Source organism: Flagellimonas alvinocaridis (genome assembly GCF_004916895.1).
In the GTDB taxonomy this organism is placed as follows: Bacteria; Bacteroidota; Bacteroidia; order Flavobacteriales; family Flavobacteriaceae; genus Flagellimonas; species Flagellimonas alvinocaridis.
Genome location: NZ_SNTZ01000001.1, coordinates 747,855 through 766,537, shown reverse-complemented (window position 1 = coordinate 766,537; position 18,683 = coordinate 747,855). Strand labels below are relative to the sequence as shown.

At 42.3% G+C, this 18,683-nt stretch carries 14 protein-coding genes and 1 tRNA gene; 11 read left to right on the top strand and 4 right to left on the bottom strand.

Annotated elements, in window-relative coordinates:
* Positions 1-48: 48 nt before the first annotated feature.
* The 4 genes from purN (at position 49) to EZV76_RS03400 (ending at position 4,304) form a co-directional block, all read left to right on the top strand.
* Positions 49-612 (top strand): phosphoribosylglycinamide formyltransferase, encoded by a 564-nt coding sequence (purN, locus tag EZV76_RS03415; RefSeq protein WP_136565167.1) that lies wholly within the window; start codon positions 49-51, stop codon positions 610-612.
* Positions 612-1,247 (top strand): ribonuclease H1 domain-containing protein, encoded by a 636-nt coding sequence (locus EZV76_RS03410; RefSeq protein WP_136565166.1) that lies wholly within the window; start codon positions 612-614, stop codon positions 1,245-1,247. The genes purN and EZV76_RS03410 overlap by 1 nt, the downstream gene beginning before the upstream one ends.
* 187 nt (positions 1,248-1,434) lie before the next feature.
* Complete coding sequence (locus tag EZV76_RS03405) at positions 1,435-2,361, top strand: PfkB family carbohydrate kinase (protein WP_136565165.1); 927 nt, start codon at positions 1,435-1,437, stop codon at positions 2,359-2,361.
* A 44-nt stretch (positions 2,362-2,405) separates the two neighbouring features.
* The gene (locus EZV76_RS03400; protein ID WP_136565164.1) at positions 2,406-4,304 is read left to right on the top strand and encodes an amidophosphoribosyltransferase; all 1,899 of its coding nucleotides are present in this window, start codon (positions 2,406-2,408) and stop codon (positions 4,302-4,304) included.
* Between the two features lie 671 nt (positions 4,305-4,975).
* On the opposite strand, the gene EZV76_RS03395 is transcribed toward EZV76_RS03400, so the two are convergent.
* Complete coding sequence (locus EZV76_RS03395; RefSeq protein ID WP_136565163.1) at positions 4,976-5,584, bottom strand: superoxide dismutase; 609 nt, start codon at positions 5,582-5,584, stop codon at positions 4,976-4,978.
* A 118-nt stretch (positions 5,585-5,702) separates the two neighbouring features.
* Here EZV76_RS03395 and EZV76_RS03390 point away from each other — a divergent pair, with 118 nt between their 5' ends.
* The 4 genes from EZV76_RS03390 to EZV76_RS03375 all read left to right on the top strand — a co-directional run bounded on the left by EZV76_RS03390 (position 5,703) and on the right by EZV76_RS03375 (position 14,291).
* Complete coding sequence (locus EZV76_RS03390; RefSeq protein ID WP_136565162.1) at positions 5,703-8,816, top strand: UvrD-helicase domain-containing protein; 3,114 nt, start codon at positions 5,703-5,705, stop codon at positions 8,814-8,816.
* Between the two features lie 9 nt (positions 8,817-8,825).
* Positions 8,826-10,019 (top strand): glycine C-acetyltransferase, encoded by a 1,194-nt coding sequence (gene kbl / locus EZV76_RS03385; protein WP_136565161.1) that lies wholly within the window; start codon positions 8,826-8,828, stop codon positions 10,017-10,019.
* 113 nt (positions 10,020-10,132) lie between these two features.
* Positions 10,133-11,491, top strand: coding sequence for an OmpA family protein (locus EZV76_RS03380; protein ID WP_136565160.1), 1,359 nt, complete (start codon positions 10,133-10,135; stop codon positions 11,489-11,491).
* A 70-nt stretch (positions 11,492-11,561) separates the two neighbouring features.
* Positions 11,562-14,291, top strand: a complete 2,730-nt coding sequence (locus tag EZV76_RS03375) for a PD-(D/E)XK nuclease family protein (RefSeq protein ID WP_136565159.1) — start codon at positions 11,562-11,564, stop codon at positions 14,289-14,291.
* On the opposite strand, the gene EZV76_RS03370 is transcribed toward EZV76_RS03375, so the two are convergent.
* Positions 14,292-15,002, bottom strand: a complete 711-nt coding sequence (locus tag EZV76_RS03370; RefSeq protein ID WP_136565158.1) for an SDR family oxidoreductase — start codon at positions 15,000-15,002, stop codon at positions 14,292-14,294.
* Positions 15,003-15,088: 86 nt separating this feature from the next.
* On the opposite strand from EZV76_RS03370, the gene EZV76_RS03365 reads away from it, so the two are divergent.
* The 3 genes from EZV76_RS03365 (at position 15,089) to EZV76_RS03355 (ending at position 17,654) form a co-directional block, all read left to right on the top strand.
* On the top strand, positions 15,089-16,006 hold the full coding sequence (locus EZV76_RS03365; RefSeq protein WP_136565157.1) for a hypothetical protein: 918 nt from the start codon (positions 15,089-15,091) through the stop codon (positions 16,004-16,006).
* Between the two features lie 80 nt (positions 16,007-16,086).
* Complete coding sequence (locus EZV76_RS03360; protein WP_201741817.1) at positions 16,087-16,950, top strand: HEPN domain-containing protein; 864 nt, start codon at positions 16,087-16,089, stop codon at positions 16,948-16,950.
* Between the two features lie 41 nt (positions 16,951-16,991).
* The gene (locus tag EZV76_RS03355) at positions 16,992-17,654 is read left to right on the top strand and encodes a hypothetical protein (protein WP_236640846.1); all 663 of its coding nucleotides are present in this window, start codon (positions 16,992-16,994) and stop codon (positions 17,652-17,654) included.
* Between the two features lie 515 nt (positions 17,655-18,169).
* Here the strand turns inward: EZV76_RS03355 and EZV76_RS03350 are convergent.
* Both EZV76_RS03350 and EZV76_RS03345 read right to left on the bottom strand, forming a co-directional pair.
* The gene (locus EZV76_RS03350) at positions 18,170-18,424 is read right to left on the bottom strand and encodes a GIY-YIG nuclease family protein (protein WP_136565155.1); all 255 of its coding nucleotides are present in this window, start codon (positions 18,422-18,424) and stop codon (positions 18,170-18,172) included.
* 145 nt (positions 18,425-18,569) lie between these two features.
* A tRNA-Ala gene (locus tag EZV76_RS03345) sits at positions 18,570-18,643 on the bottom strand.
* Positions 18,644-18,683 lie beyond the last annotated feature (40 nt).

The following is an 18,683-nucleotide window of genomic DNA, read 5'->3' as shown; positions in this document are numbered from 1 at the left end:
TACTTTAGCCCTGTAAAGTTAATCGAAAATCCCTTCCATTCCTTACCAATGAAGCGAATAGTTATATTGGCATCCGGCAGCGGGTCAAATGCAGAAAACATAATAAAATACTTCAAGGAAAGCCCAAGTGTAGAGGTTTCCGCGGTGCTTACCAATAAAAGCACAGCTAAAGTACTGGAGCGGTGCGATAGGCTGAACATCCCCGGATTCTACTTTAACAGGGCAGCATTTACAGGCTCTCAAACCGTAGTACAATTTCTTGAAGGATTACAGGCCGATTTAGTCGTTCTTGCCGGGTTTTTATGGAAAATCCCATCCAATATTATTGATGCCTTCCCAAATAAAGTCATAAATATACACCCAGCCTTGTTGCCCAAATATGGTGGAAAGGGTATGTATGGTGCAAAGGTGCACGAAGCCGTTAAAAAGAATTTAGAGACCGAAACTGGCATAACCATCCATTATGTGAACGAACATTATGATGAGGGTGCCATTATTTTTCAAGCCAAAACCGCCATCAGTCCTGAAGACAACGTAGATGTAATAGCCCAAAAAGTACATCGGTTGGAATATGAACACTTTCCGAAGGTTATAGAAAAACTCCTTACATAATGGCAAAAAAGGCAAAGTTCTATGTAGTTTGGAAAGGAAAACGTCCGGGTATTTTTGAGTCTTGGGATGATTGCAAAGCCCAAATTGAAGGTTTCAAGGGCGCTCAATACAAATCATTCACAACCTTTGCCGAAGCAAAAAAGGCCTTTAATGGAAATTATTTGGAGTATAAAGGGAAATCCAAAGGGAAAGTCGAACTTTCCTCAGAAGAGCTTCTAAAAATTGGCGACCCCAACTACAATTCGATAGCTGTAGATGCCGCTTCAAGCGGAAATCCCGGAAAAATGGAATATCGCGGAGTGGACACCAAAAGCAAAAGAGTGTTGTTCCACCAAGGACCCTTTGCTGAAGGCACCAGTAATGTGGGTGAGTTTTTAGCACTTGTTCACGGTCTTGCCTTCCTTAAAAAACAGAACAGCGACCGTATTCTATATTCCGATTCCCGTATTGCCATTGGCTGGGTACGAAAGAAAAAATGCGGCACCAAACTCAAGAAAAGTTCCAAAAACGCCACTCTTTTTGAACTTATTGAGCGGGCAGAGGACTGGCTCAAAAAAAACCGTTATGCTACGCCCATCGTGAAATGGGAAACCAAGGCTTGGGGAGAAATACCTGCAGATTTTGGTCGGAAATAAAGTCTTGACAGATATTAGCCCTGAGATGTTAGATATTAGAACTCTCTCTTTTAAACTTGCACTTGGGCTTGCTCTTGAAGCCTGAACTTGAGCTTAATCCTGCGCGTATCCCTTCTTTTTCTTAAATCCTTTGCCAATGATTCCAATATGGAATATCAAAGCGTATATTTGCACCAAAATTCACTGAATGGGCAAATTGCTGATTGTTGGAAGTGTGGCCTTTGATGCTATTGAGACTCCGTTTGGAAAAACAGGTAAGATTTTGGGGGGAGCTGCGCCATTCATAGGATTGGCTGCTTCTCAGTTTAAAGTTAAATCGGCCATTGTATCCGTTGTAGGAGACGATTTTCCGCAAGAATATTTGGATTTGTTGACCGACCGAAACATTGACATTTCAGGAATTGAAGTGGTTAAAGGCGGCAAGACCTTCTATTGGGAGGGTCGTTATCACAACGACCTGAATTCCCGGGACACGCTGGTCACTGAACTCAATACCTTGGGCACATTTAGCCCAGTTGTCCCTGAAAATTTTAAGAATGCCGATGTGGTCATGTTGGGAAATCTACATCCCAACACACAAATGAGTGTAATTAATCAGATGGAAGAACGACCAAAGTTAATCGTCTTGGACACCATGAATTTTTGGATGGACAATACTTGGGATGAGCTCATGGAAGTTATAGAGCAGATTGATGTGATCACCATTAATGATGAAGAGGCAAGGCAGATGACCAAAGAGTACTCTCTGGTGAAGGCGGCTGCCAAAATTCAGGAAATGGGTCCTAAATATGTGGTCATTAAAAAAGGGGAGCACGGTGCTTTGTTGTTCCATAAAGAGAACATTTTCTTTGCCCCTGCCCTTCCATTGGAAGAGGTTTTTGATCCTACCGGGGCCGGCGATACTTTTGCCGGTGGTTTTTCAGGCTATTTGGCCGAAACCGGGAACATTTCCTTTGGAAATATGAAAAATGCGATAATACAAGGATCAAATCTCGCTTCATTTTGTGTGGAACGCTTTGGGACCGAACGAATGGTTAAGTTGGAAAAACACGAAGTGGATGCACGTTTGATGCAGTTTAAGGAATTGACACAGTTCAATATTGAATTAACATAAATACGCGCCCTGAATTTTTCGGGGCTTTTTTTATTTGGTTTGTTATGAGTGATGCCATTAAGCACGAATGCGGAATATCACTGATCCGCTTGCTTAAACCTCTGGAGTACTACAAGGAAAAGTACGGTACAGCTTTTTACGGAGTCAACAAAATGTACCTGATGATGGAGAAGCAACATAACCGCGGACAAGATGGTGCCGGTTTTGCGAGCATAAAGCTGGACATGAAGGCCGGGGAGCGTTACATGAGCCGGGTACGGTCTGCACAGCAACAGCCCATTCAGGACATCTTTGATCAAATCAATACAAGAATCAATACCGCATTTGCCGAACATCCCGAATACGAAAACGATGTACAGCTTCAAAAACAGCACATTCCCTACATAGGAGAGTTGTTGATGGGGCATGTACGATACGGTACTTTCGGAAAAAATAGCATAGAGAGCGTACACCCTTTTCTACGGCAGAACAACTGGATGCACCGAAACCTAATTGTGGCCGGTAACTTTAACCTTACCAACGTTGACGAACTCTTTGGCAACTTGGTGGAGCTCGGGCAGCATCCCAAGGAAATGGCGGACACGGTCACGGTTATGGAAAAAATTGGCCACTTTCTGGACGATGCCGTGGCTAAACTCTACAAGCAAATCAAGAAGGAGGGTTACAACAAAAGAGAAGCTTCGCCTTTGATTGCTGAGCGATTGAACGTTGCGAAAATTTTAAGAAAAGCATCCAAAAACTGGGATGGTGGATATACCATGGGTGGTTTGTTGGGACACGGCGACGCTTTTGTAGTTCGTGATCCCGCTGGCATTCGCCCTGCTTACTATTATAAGGATGATGAGATTGTTGTGGTGGCATCCGAACGCCCTGTGATCCAAACGGTCTTCAACGTGCAATATGGTGATGTAAAGGAACTAGATCCTGGGCATGCCGTCATTGTGAAAAAAGGAGGTGCGGTCGACGTTAAGGAAATCTTGGAACCCACAGAACGTAAGGCCTGCTCTTTTGAGCGCATCTATTTTTCAAGGGGGAGTGATAAGGAAATCTACCAAGAACGAAAGATGTTGGGGAAATTGGTATTTCCGCAAATCCTTAAATCCATTGATGACGATTTGACCAATACGGTCTTCTCGTATATTCCCAATACCGCCGAAACCTCTTTCTTTGGAATGGTCAAAGAGGCACAGAGTTATCTCAACAAGAAAAAGGAACAGCAGATTCTGGCTTTGGGACCCAATATAACAGGAGAAGAGCTTCATGAAATTTTGGATGTGCGACCACGAATTGAAAAAGTGGCCATTAAAGATGCCAAACTGCGGACATTCATTACCCAAGATACAAGTAGGGATGACCTTGTGGCCCACGTTTATGATATTTCCTATGGTTCGGTAAAGGAGGATGACAATCTTGTGATTATTGACGATAGTATAGTAAGGGGTACCACCTTAAAGCGAAGCATCCTAAAAATATTGGATCGGCTTTCCCCTAAGAAAATCATTGTGGTTTCTTCTGCCCCGCAGATACGCTATCCCGATTGCTATGGGATAGATATGGCCAAATTGGAAGATTTTGTTGCGTTTAAAGCTGCACAGGCTCTGCACGAAGACCACGGAACCACGAACAAGATTAAGGAAATTTACGAGAAGTGTTTAAAGCAAACATCTTCCAAGGACAAGGACGTGGTTAACTATGTGAAGGAATTTTATGCTCCGTTTACAGATGAGCAGATTTCCAAAAAAATTGCTGAAATCTTAAGCCCGGATGGCATACAAGCTGAAGTGGACATTATTTACCAGACGGTTGATAACCTGCATGAAGCATGTCCAAAAAACCTAGGTGATTGGTACTTTACCGGTGATTACCCCACACCAGGAGGAAATCGCGTGGTAAATAGGGCATTCATCAACTTCTTCGAAGGAAAGAACGAACGAGCCTATTGATCAAGCCAATCCAGAACCAAAGCCATGTATGCATTTCATCGATGAAATAAGCAGATTGGCGTGTTTTTATACGATGGGCAAGCGTCAAACCTACTTTAGTGTTGCCATAGCATAAGTAGGTTAAGTTCATGGTAAGATTTGGGGCAAAAAAGGTGGAAGCTATTCCACCTTTTTTATTTTGTATACTTTCCGATTCCACTGTTTCGTAATCCTTTTCCTTACTAACAGCCCGTACAAACCACAAGTTGGGCAGTTCAACCAATTAACGTGGGTTTCATCTAAAAGCTTGCTGGGCAAAAGACCCCTTGGCGTACATTTGGAGGACCATAGCATAAGTAGGTTAAGTTCATGGTAAGATTTGGGGAAAGAAGGCGGAGCATGCTCCGCCTTCTTTATGTTTGACAACCAAGGATTTATCCAAAAAATCGACGAACTGCACGTTTTCTTTTTTGTTGAAAAAGCAAAAATTTCTCCAAAACCCTTTGTTATTTTACACAATACCAGTATTTTAGTCTCGCCATAGCATAAGTAGGTTAAGTTTATGGTAAGATTTGGGACGAAAAGGGCAGGAGCTTTCCTGCCCTTTTCTATTTACACTAATCATCCTGTTCATTCAATAAAAAAAGCCACGCAAAATGCGCGGCTTTTCAATATATATAATGAATTCAGTCTTATTTTCCTGCTTCGTAGTTTTCGGAAACCTTATCCCAATTGATCACATTGAAAAAAGCAGAGATATAATCGGGTCTTCTGTTTTGATAGTTTAAATAGTATGCATGCTCCCATACATCCAATCCTAAAATAGGCTGTCCGTCACAACCTGTTCCGGGCATAATGGGGTTGTCTTGGTTAGGAGTAGAGCAAACTTCCAGTTTACCTCCCTTGTGTACGCACAACCAAGCCCATCCTGAACCAAAACGTGTTGCCGCTGCCGCTGCGAACTTTTCCTTGAATCCATCAAAAGAACCGAAAGCAGCATCAATGGCCTTGGCCAATTCGCCACTTGGGGTCCCTCCCCCGTTGGGAGACATTACTTCCCAGAAAAGAGAGTGGTTGTAAAAGCCCCCACCATTATTTCGAACTGCACCATTGCTCATATCCAAATTGGACAAAATAGTTTCAATGTCCTTTCCTTCCAAATCTGTTCCCGCAATAGCGTTATTTAGATTATTGGTATAACCGTTGTGGTGCTTGGTATGGTGAATTTCCATGGTCCTAGCATCTATATGTGGTTCCAATGCATCGTATGCATACGGTAATTTTGGTAATTCAAAAGCCATAATTCTTTGTTTTTGTGTTATTACTAATTCATGTAAAAATACGGGTTTTAACAAACATATTCATCTAAATCCGTGTTAAGTTCAGATCGATAATTCTTATTTTGCAATAAAAGTTTTCTTGGGTAACAACAACTTTAAAATATACAGTGCTTCAGCTGGTTCCGGCAAGACCTATGCCTTGACCAAGGAATACTTAAAACTGTTGTTGGCCAACGATTCTCCTTCCAAGTTCAGGCAGATTTTGGCCATTACCTTTACCAATAAGGCTGTGGATGAGATGAAAACCCGAATCTTGGACAACCTCTTTGCTTTTGGCAAAAGTCCCATTCCCCAAAAACAATCATCTCTTTTTAATGAGTTGTGCCATGAACTTTCAGTAGACGATACGGAATTGCAACAACGCTCGCAAAGGGCTTTAAAGCGAATCCTGCACAATTATTCGTTTTTTGAGATTTCCACCATTGACAAGTTCAACCACAAGATTATAAAGACCTTTGCACGAGATCTTCACCTGTCCCAAAATTTTGAGGTGGAGCTGGATGTTGATCTGCTCTTGGAAGAAGCCGTTGGCCGTTTGTTGGAACGTGCCGGCAGCGACACTGAACTTACCGAAGTGCTGATTGCTTTTTCCCTTGAAAAAATTGATGACGACAAAAGCTGGAACATTGCCTATGATCTTTTGGAAATTGGAAAATTGCTTTTTCAAGAAAACCATGCTGCACATATAGATTCTTTGCGTTCCAAGTCTATTGCTGATTTTAAGGAAATTCAAAAAAAGCTTTCGGAAAGTGTGATTCTTTTAGAGGCCAAAATTGTTGGGATGGCCCAAAAAGCGCTTCAGGAAATTGACCACCATGGCTTTGATGCTTCTGATTTTCCAAGACAGACCTTGCCCAACCATTTTAAAAAAATGGTGGAGGGAGAATTCGACCCAAAAAAAATCTATACCAGCAAAACACTGGAACCCAATCTGGTTGAAGGTAAAATTTTAAAAGCCGCCGACAAAAGGGATGTTGCCGAACTGTCCATGACACTTCTTAATGCTTTTTTATCCATAAAACAACACATCTATCATAGAGCTTACCTCAAGAACATTTATGGCAACATGGTTCCCTTGACCTTGCTCAATGAGATTGCCAAGGAAATCAAAAATATCGAGCTGGATCGGGACATCATCCCCATTTCGTCCCTCAATGCTATTCTTTCCAAAGAAATCAAAGACCAACCCGTTCCCTTTATCTATGAGCGGATGGGTGAAAAATACCGTCATTATTTTATTGATGAATTTCAGGATACCTCCCAAATGCAATGGGAAAATCTGATTCCACTTATTGGGAACGCCCTGGAAAGTGAGGATGAAAAACACCAGCGTGGTTCTCTTTTCTTGGTGGGTGATGTAAAGCAGGCCATTTATCGTTGGCGGGGAGGACGGGCCGAACAACTTTTGGACCTGTTAAATGGACAATCAACGCCCTTTGTAGTGGAGCCTAGCATCCGTTCATTGGAAACCAACTGGCGGAGCTGTGACGAAATCGTTCAATTCAACAATCGCTTTTTTACTTCGGTGGCACCCATACTCCAAAATGAAGCGTACAAAAATCTCTTTTTACAGGACAGCCATCAAAAAACCAATAATAGGTCTGGCGGATTTGTACAACTGTGCTTTTTGGAAAATGGCGTCGAAGACAAAGAAGAAACCTACTGTTTAAAAACCTTGGAGACTCTCCAGCACCTTACCTCCCAAGGATATCCCTGTTCGGATATCTGCATCTTGGTCCGTGACAATAAAAATGGAATGCTCTTGGCAGACTTTCTTGCCCAAAACCATATTCCTATTATTTCGTCGGACGCACTCCTGCTCAACAATAACAAAACTGTAATCTTTTTAATGGCTTTGTTGCGCATTATGGAGAATCCCGCGGATCGCGAAGCGGCATACCACGTGCTTTTGTTCTTGACGAAGCATGAAACGCACAAGCATGGTGTCATTTCTAAAAACTTAGACCATGTTGAAGCCTATCTTTTTGAAGAACATGCTTTCAACATGCAAAAACTAAAAGGGCAGTCCGTATCCACCATTTTGGAAAGTGCCATTGTACAGTTTGAACTCTCTAGTGACTCCACGGCATATCTTACCTTTTTAATGGACGAAGCCTTACTGGTTGAAAAAAGAATGGGAGCCAGTATTTATTCTTTTTTAAAGTATTGGGAGCAAAAAAAAGATTCTCTTTCCATTGCGGCACCGGATAACGTAAATGCTGTTACGATCATGACCGTACACAAGTCCAAGGGGCTGGAATTCCCTTTTGTGATCTTTCCCTTTGCCAATTCCAGAATAAACAAAATGGGTAAAAAATCTTGGGTGCCGGCCACCCAAGCAGAAAATGATTTGGGTTTAAGTGAATTCCTTATCAACACCAACAGAGATATGCTCGAGTACAATTTGGGTGCTTCCGAAATCTACGCAGCTGAAGAACAGAAGTCTATTTTGGACGCCATGAATGTACTTTATGTAGCTCTTACCAGACCCATAAAAGGGCTTTATGTGTTCACCGAAAAAGGAAAAGATAGGAACTCCATGGAAAATGTTTCGAGCTATGCAGACCTATTCCAATGGCATTTGAAAGAACTGGGAGTTTACCAAAATGAAAAGGAGTTGTATTCTTTTGGGGAGTTCCAAGAGAACCAAAGCACCTATGTCGCAAAAGAAGAAACAGATTTTATCCCCTACGTTACCAGGCCCAAGGGAGATACTGGCTTCAGTATTTCAACTGCTTCCGGCAGGTTGTGGGACGATGGCCGTTTAGAGGCCATTGAGGCTGGAAACCTTATACATTATGCACTGAGTCAGATAAAGACTCGAGAAGATATTCTGCCGGTGGTTGAAAAGCTTCAACTGGCAGGACACTTTCAAAAAGATGCCGCGGGCGAAATTCAACAAAAACTAATGCAGGTTGTAGGGCATCCAAATCTAAAGGCGTACTTTTCCGCCCCATATGAGATTTGGAACGAACAGGAAATCCTGACCGTCAATGGCCTATCATTGCGCCCAGACCGTATCGCAATTTTAGGTGATCAAGCCACGGTGATTGATTACAAGACAGGAAAGCCTTCACCATCACATAAGGAACAAATAGTACAATATGGAGATGCCCTGAGTGCAATGGGCTATAAAGTAGACCATAATATTATTGTATATATAGACCACGAAATAAACCCCATATTCATTTAATCAACAATCATGTACGGAAAAATCAAAGAACATTTGGCCCAAGAACTGGAAAACATACAGGAAGCGGGTCTGTTTAAAAAAGAGCGTATAATCACCTCTCCTCAAGGGGCAGCCATTACCATTTCAACAGGACAGGAGGTCATAAACTTTTGCGCCAATAATTATTTGGGGCTTTCTTCCCATCCCGATGTGATCCAAGCTGCAAAGGATGCCATGGATACCCATGGTTTTGGAATGTCGTCTGTTCGGTTTATCTGCGGCACACAGGATATCCACAAAACTTTGGAACAGAAAATTGCAAATTTTTACGGCACGGAAGACACCATATTATATGCCGCTGCCTTTGATGCCAACGGAGGTGTGTTTGAACCTTTGCTGACCGCTGAGGATGCCATAATCTCCGATTCGTTGAACCATGCCTCCATCATAGATGGTGTTCGTTTGTGCAAAGCCAAACGTTATAGGTATGCCAACAACGATATGGCCGATTTGGAACAACAGTTAAAGCAAAGCATTGCAGATAATGCCCGGTTCAAAATCATTGTCACTGATGGAGTCTTTTCCATGGATGGCCTTTTGGCACCTTTGGACAAGATTTGTGATTTGGCCGATAAATATGATGCCCTCGTAATGATAGATGAATGCCATGCTGCAGGTTTTATTGGGCAGACCGGAAGGGGTACGTTGGAGGAAAAAGGTGTACTGGACCGAATAGACATTATCACAGGAACCCTTGGCAAAGCATTGGGTGGTGCCATGGGCGGCTACACCACGGGCAAAAAAGAAATCATTGAAATGCTGAGACAACGGTCTAGACCCTATCTTTTTTCCAACTCCTTGGCGCCGGCCATAGTGGGGGCTTCCATTAAAGTATTTGAAATGCTGGATAAGGACACTTCCCTCAGGGATAAGCTCCAGACCAATACAGAATACTTTAAAAAGGGAATGAAAGATGCCGGTTTTGATATTATAGATGGGGATTCTGCCATTGTGCCCGTAATGCTCTACGATGCCAAACTTTCCCAACAGATGGCAGATATGCTCCTCGAAGAAGGTATTTATGTCATCGGATTTTTCTATCCGGTTGTTCCCAAAGGCAAGGCAAGAATCAGGGTACAACTCTCCGCAGCCCATGAAAAACATCATTTAGATCGTGCCATAAATGCATTTGCCAAAGTGGGAAAGGCACTAAAAATCGTTTAACTGTATAAAAAGTTCTACGTAATACGTTAAAAAAAAAGAAAAATTGATTTTGTTAATAGTTCTTAACAACTTACATTTGCAGCTGATAAACACTTAAACTTAAAATTTTGAGCATGAAACATCTTAGCAAATTATTGGTTGTTGCCCTTGTGTTTGTAGGGATCAACAACATACAAGCGCAAGACGAGAATAATCCATGGCAGATCAGTTTTGGAGTGAATGCTATAGACGCTTATCCAACCAATGACGAGAATAACCCATTTTCAAGTACTACTTTGTTTGATGAGTACTTTAATGTTTCAGACCATTGGAACATTTTGCCTTCCGTTTCTTATGTTGGAGTTTCCAAGTACATTGGTGATGGTTTCTCTCTAGGTGTACGTGGTTCCTTGAACAGAATCGAGAAAATTGGTGACACCTCTGTGGATGACCTTTCTCACTATGCTGTAGATGGTACCATTAAGTACAACTTCCTAAAAAACACTACAATTGATCCTTTTGCTGAGATTGGTGGTGGTTATACTTGGGTTGATGAAATCGGAGCTGGTACCGTTAACGGTGGTGTTGGTATCAACATATGGTTCTCTGAAAACATCGGTCTTACACTACAGACCCAGTACAAGCATGCTTTCGAAGATTACTTGGTTAAGCATTTCCAACACTTGGCTGGTATTAGCATTAAATTTGGTGGTACTGACACTGACGGTGATGGTATCTACGACAAAGACGATGCTTGTCCAGAAGTTGCTGGTTTGGAAGCTTTCAACGGTTGTCCTGATTCTGATGGTGATGGCATCGAAGATTCTAAAGATAGCTGCCCTAACGAAGCTGGTTCCAAAGAAATGAACGGTTGTCCTGATGCTGATGGTGATGGAGTTGCCGATAAAGATGACGCTTGTCCTAACACTGCTGGTCTTCCTGCTCTAGCTGGATGTCCTGATGCTGACGGTGACGGTGTTGCCGATAAAGACGATGCTTGTCCTAACGAAGCTGGTCCTGCTGAAAACAAAGGATGCCCATGGCCTGATACTGACGGTGACGGTGTTCTTGACAAAGATGATCAATGCCCAGATGTTGCAGGTACTGTTGCTAACAACGGTTGCCCTGAAGTAACTGAAGAAGTTCAGAAACAATTGAACGACTACGCTAGAACTATCTTGTTCGATACTGGTAAGGCTTCCATCAAAGCAGAATCTACTACTGTAATGGTTGACATCATCCAAATCTTGAACGAGTACCCAACTGCTAAATTTACTGTTGAAGGACATACTGACAGTGTTGGTAGCGAGAAATTGAACCAAGAGCTTTCTGAGAAAAGAGCTAACTCTGTACGTGACTTCTTGATCGACAAAGGAATCTCTTCTTCAAGATTGACTGCTATCGGTTACGGTGAGGCTAAGCCTATCGCCACTAACAACACAAGAGCTGGTAGAGCGCAAAACAGACGAGTTGAAATCAACTTGGTAAAATAATGAAATAGAAACTTAGTTTTCTTTTCAAAAAGGCTCCCGATAATTCGGGGGCCTTTTTTATTTTTAGTCCATGCAACAAAGTTTTCTGGAACACGTATTGGACCGTTTGCAAGAGAAGGGCATCAATCCTTCCCAATGTACCTTTGTACTCCCAAGTAAACGATCGGGGACTTTTTTGAAAAAGTTCATTTCACAAAGGCTGCAACAAAACACCTTCGCACCGAAAATTTACTCTATTCAAGATTTTATCGGGGACATTTCTGGGATGGACAAGGCCTCAAACTTGGAACTGCTGCTGACTCTATTTGAGACCTACCAAAAATCGAACCTAGAAGAACACGATGACTTTCCAACCTTTATGAAATGGGGGCAGGTGCTCTTACAAGATTTTGATGAAATAGATGGCTACCTCATCCCTCCTAAAGATATCCTTAACTATCTATCCGCCATCAAGGAACTCAACCATTGGTCCCTACAGAAAGAGAAAACCGAGCTCGTTAAAAACTACCTGCAACTGTGGAGTAATTTGGAGTCTCTTTACAATGGCTTCACCAAAACCTTGTTAGAACAGCAACGAGGCTACCAAGGACTCATGTCCCGAATTGCAGTGGATAAATTGGAAGATTACGGTACAGCGCACAAAAACCATCCTACAGTCTTTGTGGGCTTCAATGCCCTGAACAATGCAGAATCCACCATTGTCCAATATTTCCTGGAACAGGGAAATGGACTCATTTTTTGGGATATTGACACCCATTTCTTGAACGATTCCATCCATGATGCCGGACTGTTCATCAGAAAATACCAACGGGAATGGCCCTATTACAAAAATAAAGGCACCATAGAGCCCCAAGACCATTTTCTCGCTTCAAAAAGAATCGAAATAACCGGGGTTCCAAAAAGTATCTCACAGACCAAATATGTGGGACAGTTGTTGCAAAATTTAAACGACAGCAAGGAAATTGATCTCGCAAAAACCGCAGTGGTTCTGGCCGATGAGACTTTGCTCACACCCATGCTCAAGGCCGTTCCTGCCTCTATTCCAAGTACCAACATTACCATGGGACTTCCCTTGGACAAAACTGTGCTCCACTCCTTTTACCTGAGTTTTTTGGAGCTCAATAGTAATGCTTCTGAACGGGGATGGCTCTACAAGAATGTTTTGGAATTCCTCTCCAATCCCTACACCTCGGTATTGTCCAAAGACCAACCATTGGATTTTGCCAAGGTAATCTCCAACGACATCAAACAGAACAATTGGCTGTACTTGGATTCAACCACCTTATCCAACTACGCCGATGCATCCGAAATCCTAAAGATTATTTTCCCCGGCACAAGCATTTCCCCTTCCCAGTGGGTAGATTGCTGTCTTTTGCTCACCCTCCGCTTAAAAGCGCTGTTCCAAAATGAGGGGAATGCATTGGAACTGGAGCAACTCTACCGCTTTTATACCCTCTTCAACCAATTGAAGCAGCACTTGGACAAATTGGGGCATATTAAGGAACTCCGATCCATCAAAAGTCTGTTCAGACAGTTGGCTAACATGGAAAATCTGGATTTTGTGGGTGAACCGTTGACCGGCCTACAGATTATGGGGATGCTGGAAAGCCGAAACCTGGATTATGAAACGGTCATCATCACCTCCGTCAATGAGGGAATTCTACCTTCTGGAAAATCCAACAACTCCTTTGTTCCCTTCGATGTAAAACGCGACTACGGCCTTCCTACCTACAAGGAGAAGGACGCCATCTACACCTATCACTTCTACCGACTCATCCAACGCGCCAAAAACGTCTTCATCATCTACAACACAGAACCCGATGTCTTGGAAGGTGGTGAAAAAAGCAGACTGGTCTCGCAACTGCTTACCGACAAGGACGTTGCTCCTTTTATTACCCATACCATAAGCACGCCACAGACCCAGATCATGGCAGAAACCCTCTTGCAGATCACCAAGGGCGAACAACTGCACATGGACATTATGGCTCTTGCCGAAAACGGTTTTTCCCCCACCTCACTGACCAATTACATTAGAAATCCCATCGATTTTTACACCCGCAATATTTTAAAGATCAACGATGTGGAGGAAGTCGAGGAAAACATCGCCGCCAATACTTTTGGGACCATTGTGCATGACAGTCTGGAGGACTTATACCAACCTTTATTGGGACAAGTGCTCACCAAGGAAAATGTTTCTGCCGTAAAACCGCATATTGCCCAAACGGTGCAGCGACATTTCAATAAAAATCTATCAGGTGTCGATGTTTCCAAAGGAAAATATCTTCTGGTCTACAACGTCATTGTAAAATATCTGGAAAACTTCATCGGTTTGGAACTGAAACAACTCCAAAGACATGAAGTAAAACTCCTCGCCCTGGAAGAACGGTACGAGTGCCAACTGCAAGTGTCCGGTCTGGACTTCCCCATAAAATTGAAAGGGACCCTGGACCGTGTGGACCAAGTAGACGGCATTATCCGGGTGGTGGACTACAAGACTGGAAAGGTGGAACCCAAAAATGTAAAGATCACGGATTGGGAGGAACTCATCACCACTTACGACAAGAGCAAGGCGTTCCAATTGCTCTGCTACGCCCTGCTGTACACCAAAAAACACGGGGAACAACCCTTGCACGCAGGTATCTATTCCTTTAAAAACCTAGGACAGGGATTTTTCCCCTTTTCCGAGGACAAAAACCCCTTGATCGATACCAAGGTGTTGGAAACATTTACCAGCTATCTGGAACAGCTCATCAAGGAAATCTGCTCCACGCAAATCCCGCTGACCGAAAAGCCCGTCTAATTACTTCAGATCGGGGCGGGTAGGCCGCACCTCGATCTTACTGGGCAGTGTCCTAGGGTGCATGGTGAGTAAATCCACCACCAACTTCCCAATATCTTCCGGTTGTATCTTCCAAGCGTCCTTTTCTGAAGGTTCGTTGCTGTTAAAATGGGAAGCCACCGACCCCGGCATGATCGTGGTGACCTTGATATTGTATTGCCTTAAATCGAGCATGGCCGCCTGCGTAAAGCCCACTACACCAAATTTGGTGGCATTATAGCCCGCTGCGGTGGCAAAAAAGTTGGTCCCGGCCAAGCTGGCCAAGGTCATGTAATAGCCTTCGGTAAGTTTTAGGGCCTCTACCGAAGCCTTTAGCGTATGGAAAACCCCGTTCAGGTTGGTATTGATCATTTGGTTCCAATCTTTGGGGTTCATTTCGTCTATGGGTGCAAAATGGCCAACCCCGGCGTTGGCCATGACTACATCCAATCGCTTCCACGTTTTTAGAATATGTTCAACAGCATCTATTTCATCCTGTAATTCAACCACGTCCGAAACCACGCCCAAAACATTTGTGCCTGCATTAAGTTGGTTTACGGCTTCGTTGACACCTTCCCGGTTCCGTCCACTTATGGCCACTTTCATGCCCTGTTGCAAAAGGCTCTTGGCAATGCCCAATCCTATTCCTTTGGTGCCCCCTGTGATGTAGGCTACTTTTCCTTCTAAATCCATGTTGATTTTTTTATCCCCTAAAGTTCAAAAAGGAAATGGGGAAAAACAAAAAAACCATCCTAAAAGGATGGTAAATTTTAGGGCACATGGTCTACCTTCTCCACCAACCCATGCCCGACCATAATAAAGTGGTACATTTATGGATATATGAATCAGGGTTTATGGAAAATTCATATAATCCTAAAACTGAATCATTGAAAAAGGTAGTATTCACATTGTTCCTTACAATCTCTTTGAATTCAATTTTGGCCTATGAATCAACTGCTGATTCCTTGGGGCTGAAAAATGGATTTAAAGAGCTTATCATTCGATATCAATATGGAGATGAGTACTATACCGTAGAGGAAATGAAATTTGTTAGAAGAGAAGATAAAATCATTGGTACAATAACTATCCCTGATAACAAACTACTTGAAAATTCAGAAACAGAATTGAATGCAAACGATATTTCATCAATTAACCGATTTCTGACCAAAGCACACGAATTTAAAGATGATTGCGTGGAGAATTGGAGCAGTACCTATGTGCAGTATTATACTATTGATATTGATGAAAAACGAATCAAGATTTATAAGTTTTGTAATTGGGGTAACTCAACTTTTTTGGAGTTGAAAAAACAAATTTTTGGTGATTATTTGAATAGGTTGGAGGAAAAAAGGATGCTTTTGAATGTTGAGAACAATAGAGTTTTAATTGGAAACTGGAAGTACGATTCTACCATTCATAAAATTGTAAAAGGTAAAATATACACTCTGACCAGATTGAAAAATACATCCAAAGAAACCTGCTTTTTAAAATTCAAGAAAGACCAAAAGCTTGTGGACCATTACTGTTTGAAGAATTCCAAAACCAGATATGATTTTGAATTTGACATTGAAAACGAAAATTTGATTTTGTACATAAACGGAGAAAATAAAAATGACAGGAAGCACTTTGTATATGGTTATAGATTTAAAGTCTTGGAATTAAATGAAGATAAAATTAAGTTGACAACATTGTATTGACCCCTATTCCCGCAAGATTGTATCTTGTGGCAAACACCCACCCCCAACCCCCACACCAAATAATTTCTTACTTTGCGTAGGTGAACAAATCTTTAAACCATCTACCTAAAACCAAGCAAGAGGAACTGGGCCGGCTCACCACCCTGCTCTCCGCCTTTAAAGAGGTGGAAATGGTACTGCTCTTTGGCAGCTACGCCCGCGGCAACTGGGTAGAGGACACCTATGTGGAAAAGGGCATCACCTATGAATATCGGAGCGATTATGACCTGCTCGTAGTGCTCACCCATGAGGACCTGCAACAAAAATTCCGGATAGAGGACAAGGTAAAGGCCGAGCTTACCGTCACCGGAAAGGTGCGCACTCCCGTGAACCTCATCTTCCACGGTATAAAACACCTGAACCAGGCCCTGCGACTGGGCAATTACTTTTTTAAGGACATTAAAAAAGAGGGCATTGTGCTGTACGACTCGGAAAAATGCAAACTGGCCACGCCCAAACTGCTCACCCCCCAAGAAAGCCAACAAAAGGCACAGGACTATTACGACCAATGGTTTGATAGTGCCAATGATTTTTTTGTTACTTATAAGTTTGACTTTGATAGAGAAAAATTTCATAAAGCTGCCTTTGAGCTCCACCAAGCCACGGAGCGTTACTACACCACCATATTGTTGGTGTTCACGGACTACCGCCCCAAGGATCACAATCTGGAGACCTTGGGCATTAAAGTGGAAATGTGCGACAAGCGTTTTGCGGTGTTCCCCACCCAAACCGAGGAAGAAAAACGCCTCTTTGAACTCTTAAAGCGTGCCTATATAGATGCCCGTTATAAAATGGAGGAGTACCACATCACCAAAGGTGATCTGGAGTATCTGTCGGCCCGCGTGGCGGAGCTACAACAACTGACCGAGGACATTTGCCTTGAAAAAATAAAGCACCTATTATGATTATGCCTTCTGACAAGGTCTACAAAGAAACCAAGCAAATCATGCTAGGAAAAAAGGTAATGAAACCTGAATTTAAAACACTTGCCGAATGGATTGATAAAGCTTACGGCGTCAAGACAATCAATATTTTCTACGATACGATTGACAAAGGAACACATCCAAGGTTGGAAATTTGCTTTGAGCATCCACAAGAGAGGGCAAAATTTGACGCCCCAAATGGATTCAGTTTTGATTCGGCCAAACAGAAAGCTATTGGCAAAAAATTTCAGGAAACGTTAAATGAACAAGGACTAATTAGAAAAAATGGATTTTCCAGGTTTTCTAAAAAATTAGCATCTTCTGAATACAAGACAGAAAACATTTGGGTGATTTACGGGGATTTTGAATCCATCGCCAGAATCGAGGCTAACGAAAGCATTCCAGAAGAAAAAGTCAAAAAACTCAAAAAAGGACTTAACAATCCGCACATTTGGGAAATATCACGGGCTTTTTCATACACCACTTTTTTCTTGTACTCAGACGAACAGTTAAAAAAATATGAGAACTCGGAAGAGCATAAAAAATGGACAGACGAGTACTATGAATTACTAAAGAAATATGATCCATTTGGGTATTTTAAGAGAGAGTTCTTTTCTATCTCTTTGGATAGCAAGGAAAACTTTGACAAAAACTATGAAAGCAATTGGTACTATTATTACAAATAAAAAAAGCACCTCCGCTGCCGCAAGATTCCATCTTGTGGCAAACAACCCATAAAAATCCTTAAAAAAATTTATGTATCTTTTACCTCAATGAAACGCCTTGGGGTTTCATTATGTACAGTCCTGTATGGGTAACACTATACAAGTACGACATTAAAAATTGAATGAATGGAAAACGTTTGGACAATAACTACAGCATCGGCACTATTTTTAATATTGGGTTTTCTCCTTTATAAAGGTCTTGGGGCGTATGTTAGAAATGCATTCGGCCAAAAATGGTTAAAGGTGTGGGGCAACAAAGTATACTTCTGGCAAAGTGTACTCTTTACCAGCATAGCCAGTACGGTCTTGGTAATGTATGTTTTAAAATGGTCTAATGTTGTAACCTTTTAAGACCAAAAGAAAACAAGTGGAAAATAAAAAAGCACCTCAATTGAGGTGCTTTTGTTTTCGTGGAGAATACCGTCCCGATAGTCATCGGGAGAACCGGTGACCTTTCCGAAAGCCTTCGGAACGCTCTAGCCCTCTCGTTCGGAAATGAGAAATTCAATATACTTCCTACTCTTCTTTTTCTTGATTTCCCTCTCCCTGATCATAGCATCACCTCTTGTTGAAAAACTCTCGGTATACTTTACCTCCCAATCCAACGCTATCTTTGTGTATTTAGACCTCCCGCCATTGTGCCGGCTTATCCTATCTTCCAAATCTTGGCAATGCCCAATATAATATCGGTCAACCGATTCACTATATATGATGTACACGAAATACTCCATGAAAAATGCCTTTATTTTAGGCTCTGACCATTGAAATACCCCCGTGACCTTTCCGAAAGCCTTCGGAACGCTCTAGCCAATGCTTTCCAACAGTTCGCAAAAAGCCATAAAAAAAGCACCTCAATTGAGGTGCTTTTGTTTTTTGTGGAGAATACCGGATTCGAACCGGTGACCTCTTGCCTGCCAGGCAAGCGCTCTAGCCAACTGAGCTAATCCCCCAAAGAGAGCGCAAAGGAAATACTTTTTTCCGAAACTATCA

What these genes read in the sequence shown, in the direction of transcription:
- EZV76_RS03400 (WP_136565164.1), top strand. Translation starts at nt 2,406, where the DNA reads ATGAGTGATGCCATTAAGCACGAATGCGGAATATCACTGATCCGCTTG.
- EZV76_RS03370 (WP_136565158.1), bottom strand. Translation starts at nt 15,002, where the DNA reads ATGGATTTAGAAGGAAAAGTAGCCTACATCACAGGGGGCACCAAAGGA.
- EZV76_RS03350 (WP_136565155.1), bottom strand. Translation starts at nt 18,424, where the DNA reads ATGGAGTATTTCGTGTACATCATATATAGTGAATCGGTTGACCGATAT.
- purN (WP_136565167.1), top strand. Translation starts at nt 49, where the DNA reads ATGAAGCGAATAGTTATATTGGCATCCGGCAGCGGGTCAAATGCAGAA.
- EZV76_RS03405 (WP_136565165.1), top strand. Translation starts at nt 1,435, where the DNA reads ATGGGCAAATTGCTGATTGTTGGAAGTGTGGCCTTTGATGCTATTGAG.
- kbl (WP_136565161.1), top strand. Translation starts at nt 8,826, where the DNA reads ATGTACGGAAAAATCAAAGAACATTTGGCCCAAGAACTGGAAAACATA.
- EZV76_RS03410 (WP_136565166.1), top strand. Translation starts at nt 612, where the DNA reads ATGGCAAAAAAGGCAAAGTTCTATGTAGTTTGGAAAGGAAAACGTCCG.
- EZV76_RS03380 (WP_136565160.1), top strand. Translation starts at nt 10,133, where the DNA reads ATGAAACATCTTAGCAAATTATTGGTTGTTGCCCTTGTGTTTGTAGGG.
- EZV76_RS03395 (WP_136565163.1), bottom strand. Translation starts at nt 5,584, where the DNA reads ATGGCTTTTGAATTACCAAAATTACCGTATGCATACGATGCATTGGAA.
- EZV76_RS03365 (WP_136565157.1), top strand. Translation starts at nt 15,089, where the DNA reads ATGGTCTACCTTCTCCACCAACCCATGCCCGACCATAATAAAGTGGTA.
- EZV76_RS03355 (WP_236640846.1), top strand. Translation starts at nt 16,992, where the DNA reads ATGCTAGGAAAAAAGGTAATGAAACCTGAATTTAAAACACTTGCCGAA.
- EZV76_RS03375 (WP_136565159.1), top strand. Translation starts at nt 11,562, where the DNA reads ATGCAACAAAGTTTTCTGGAACACGTATTGGACCGTTTGCAAGAGAAG.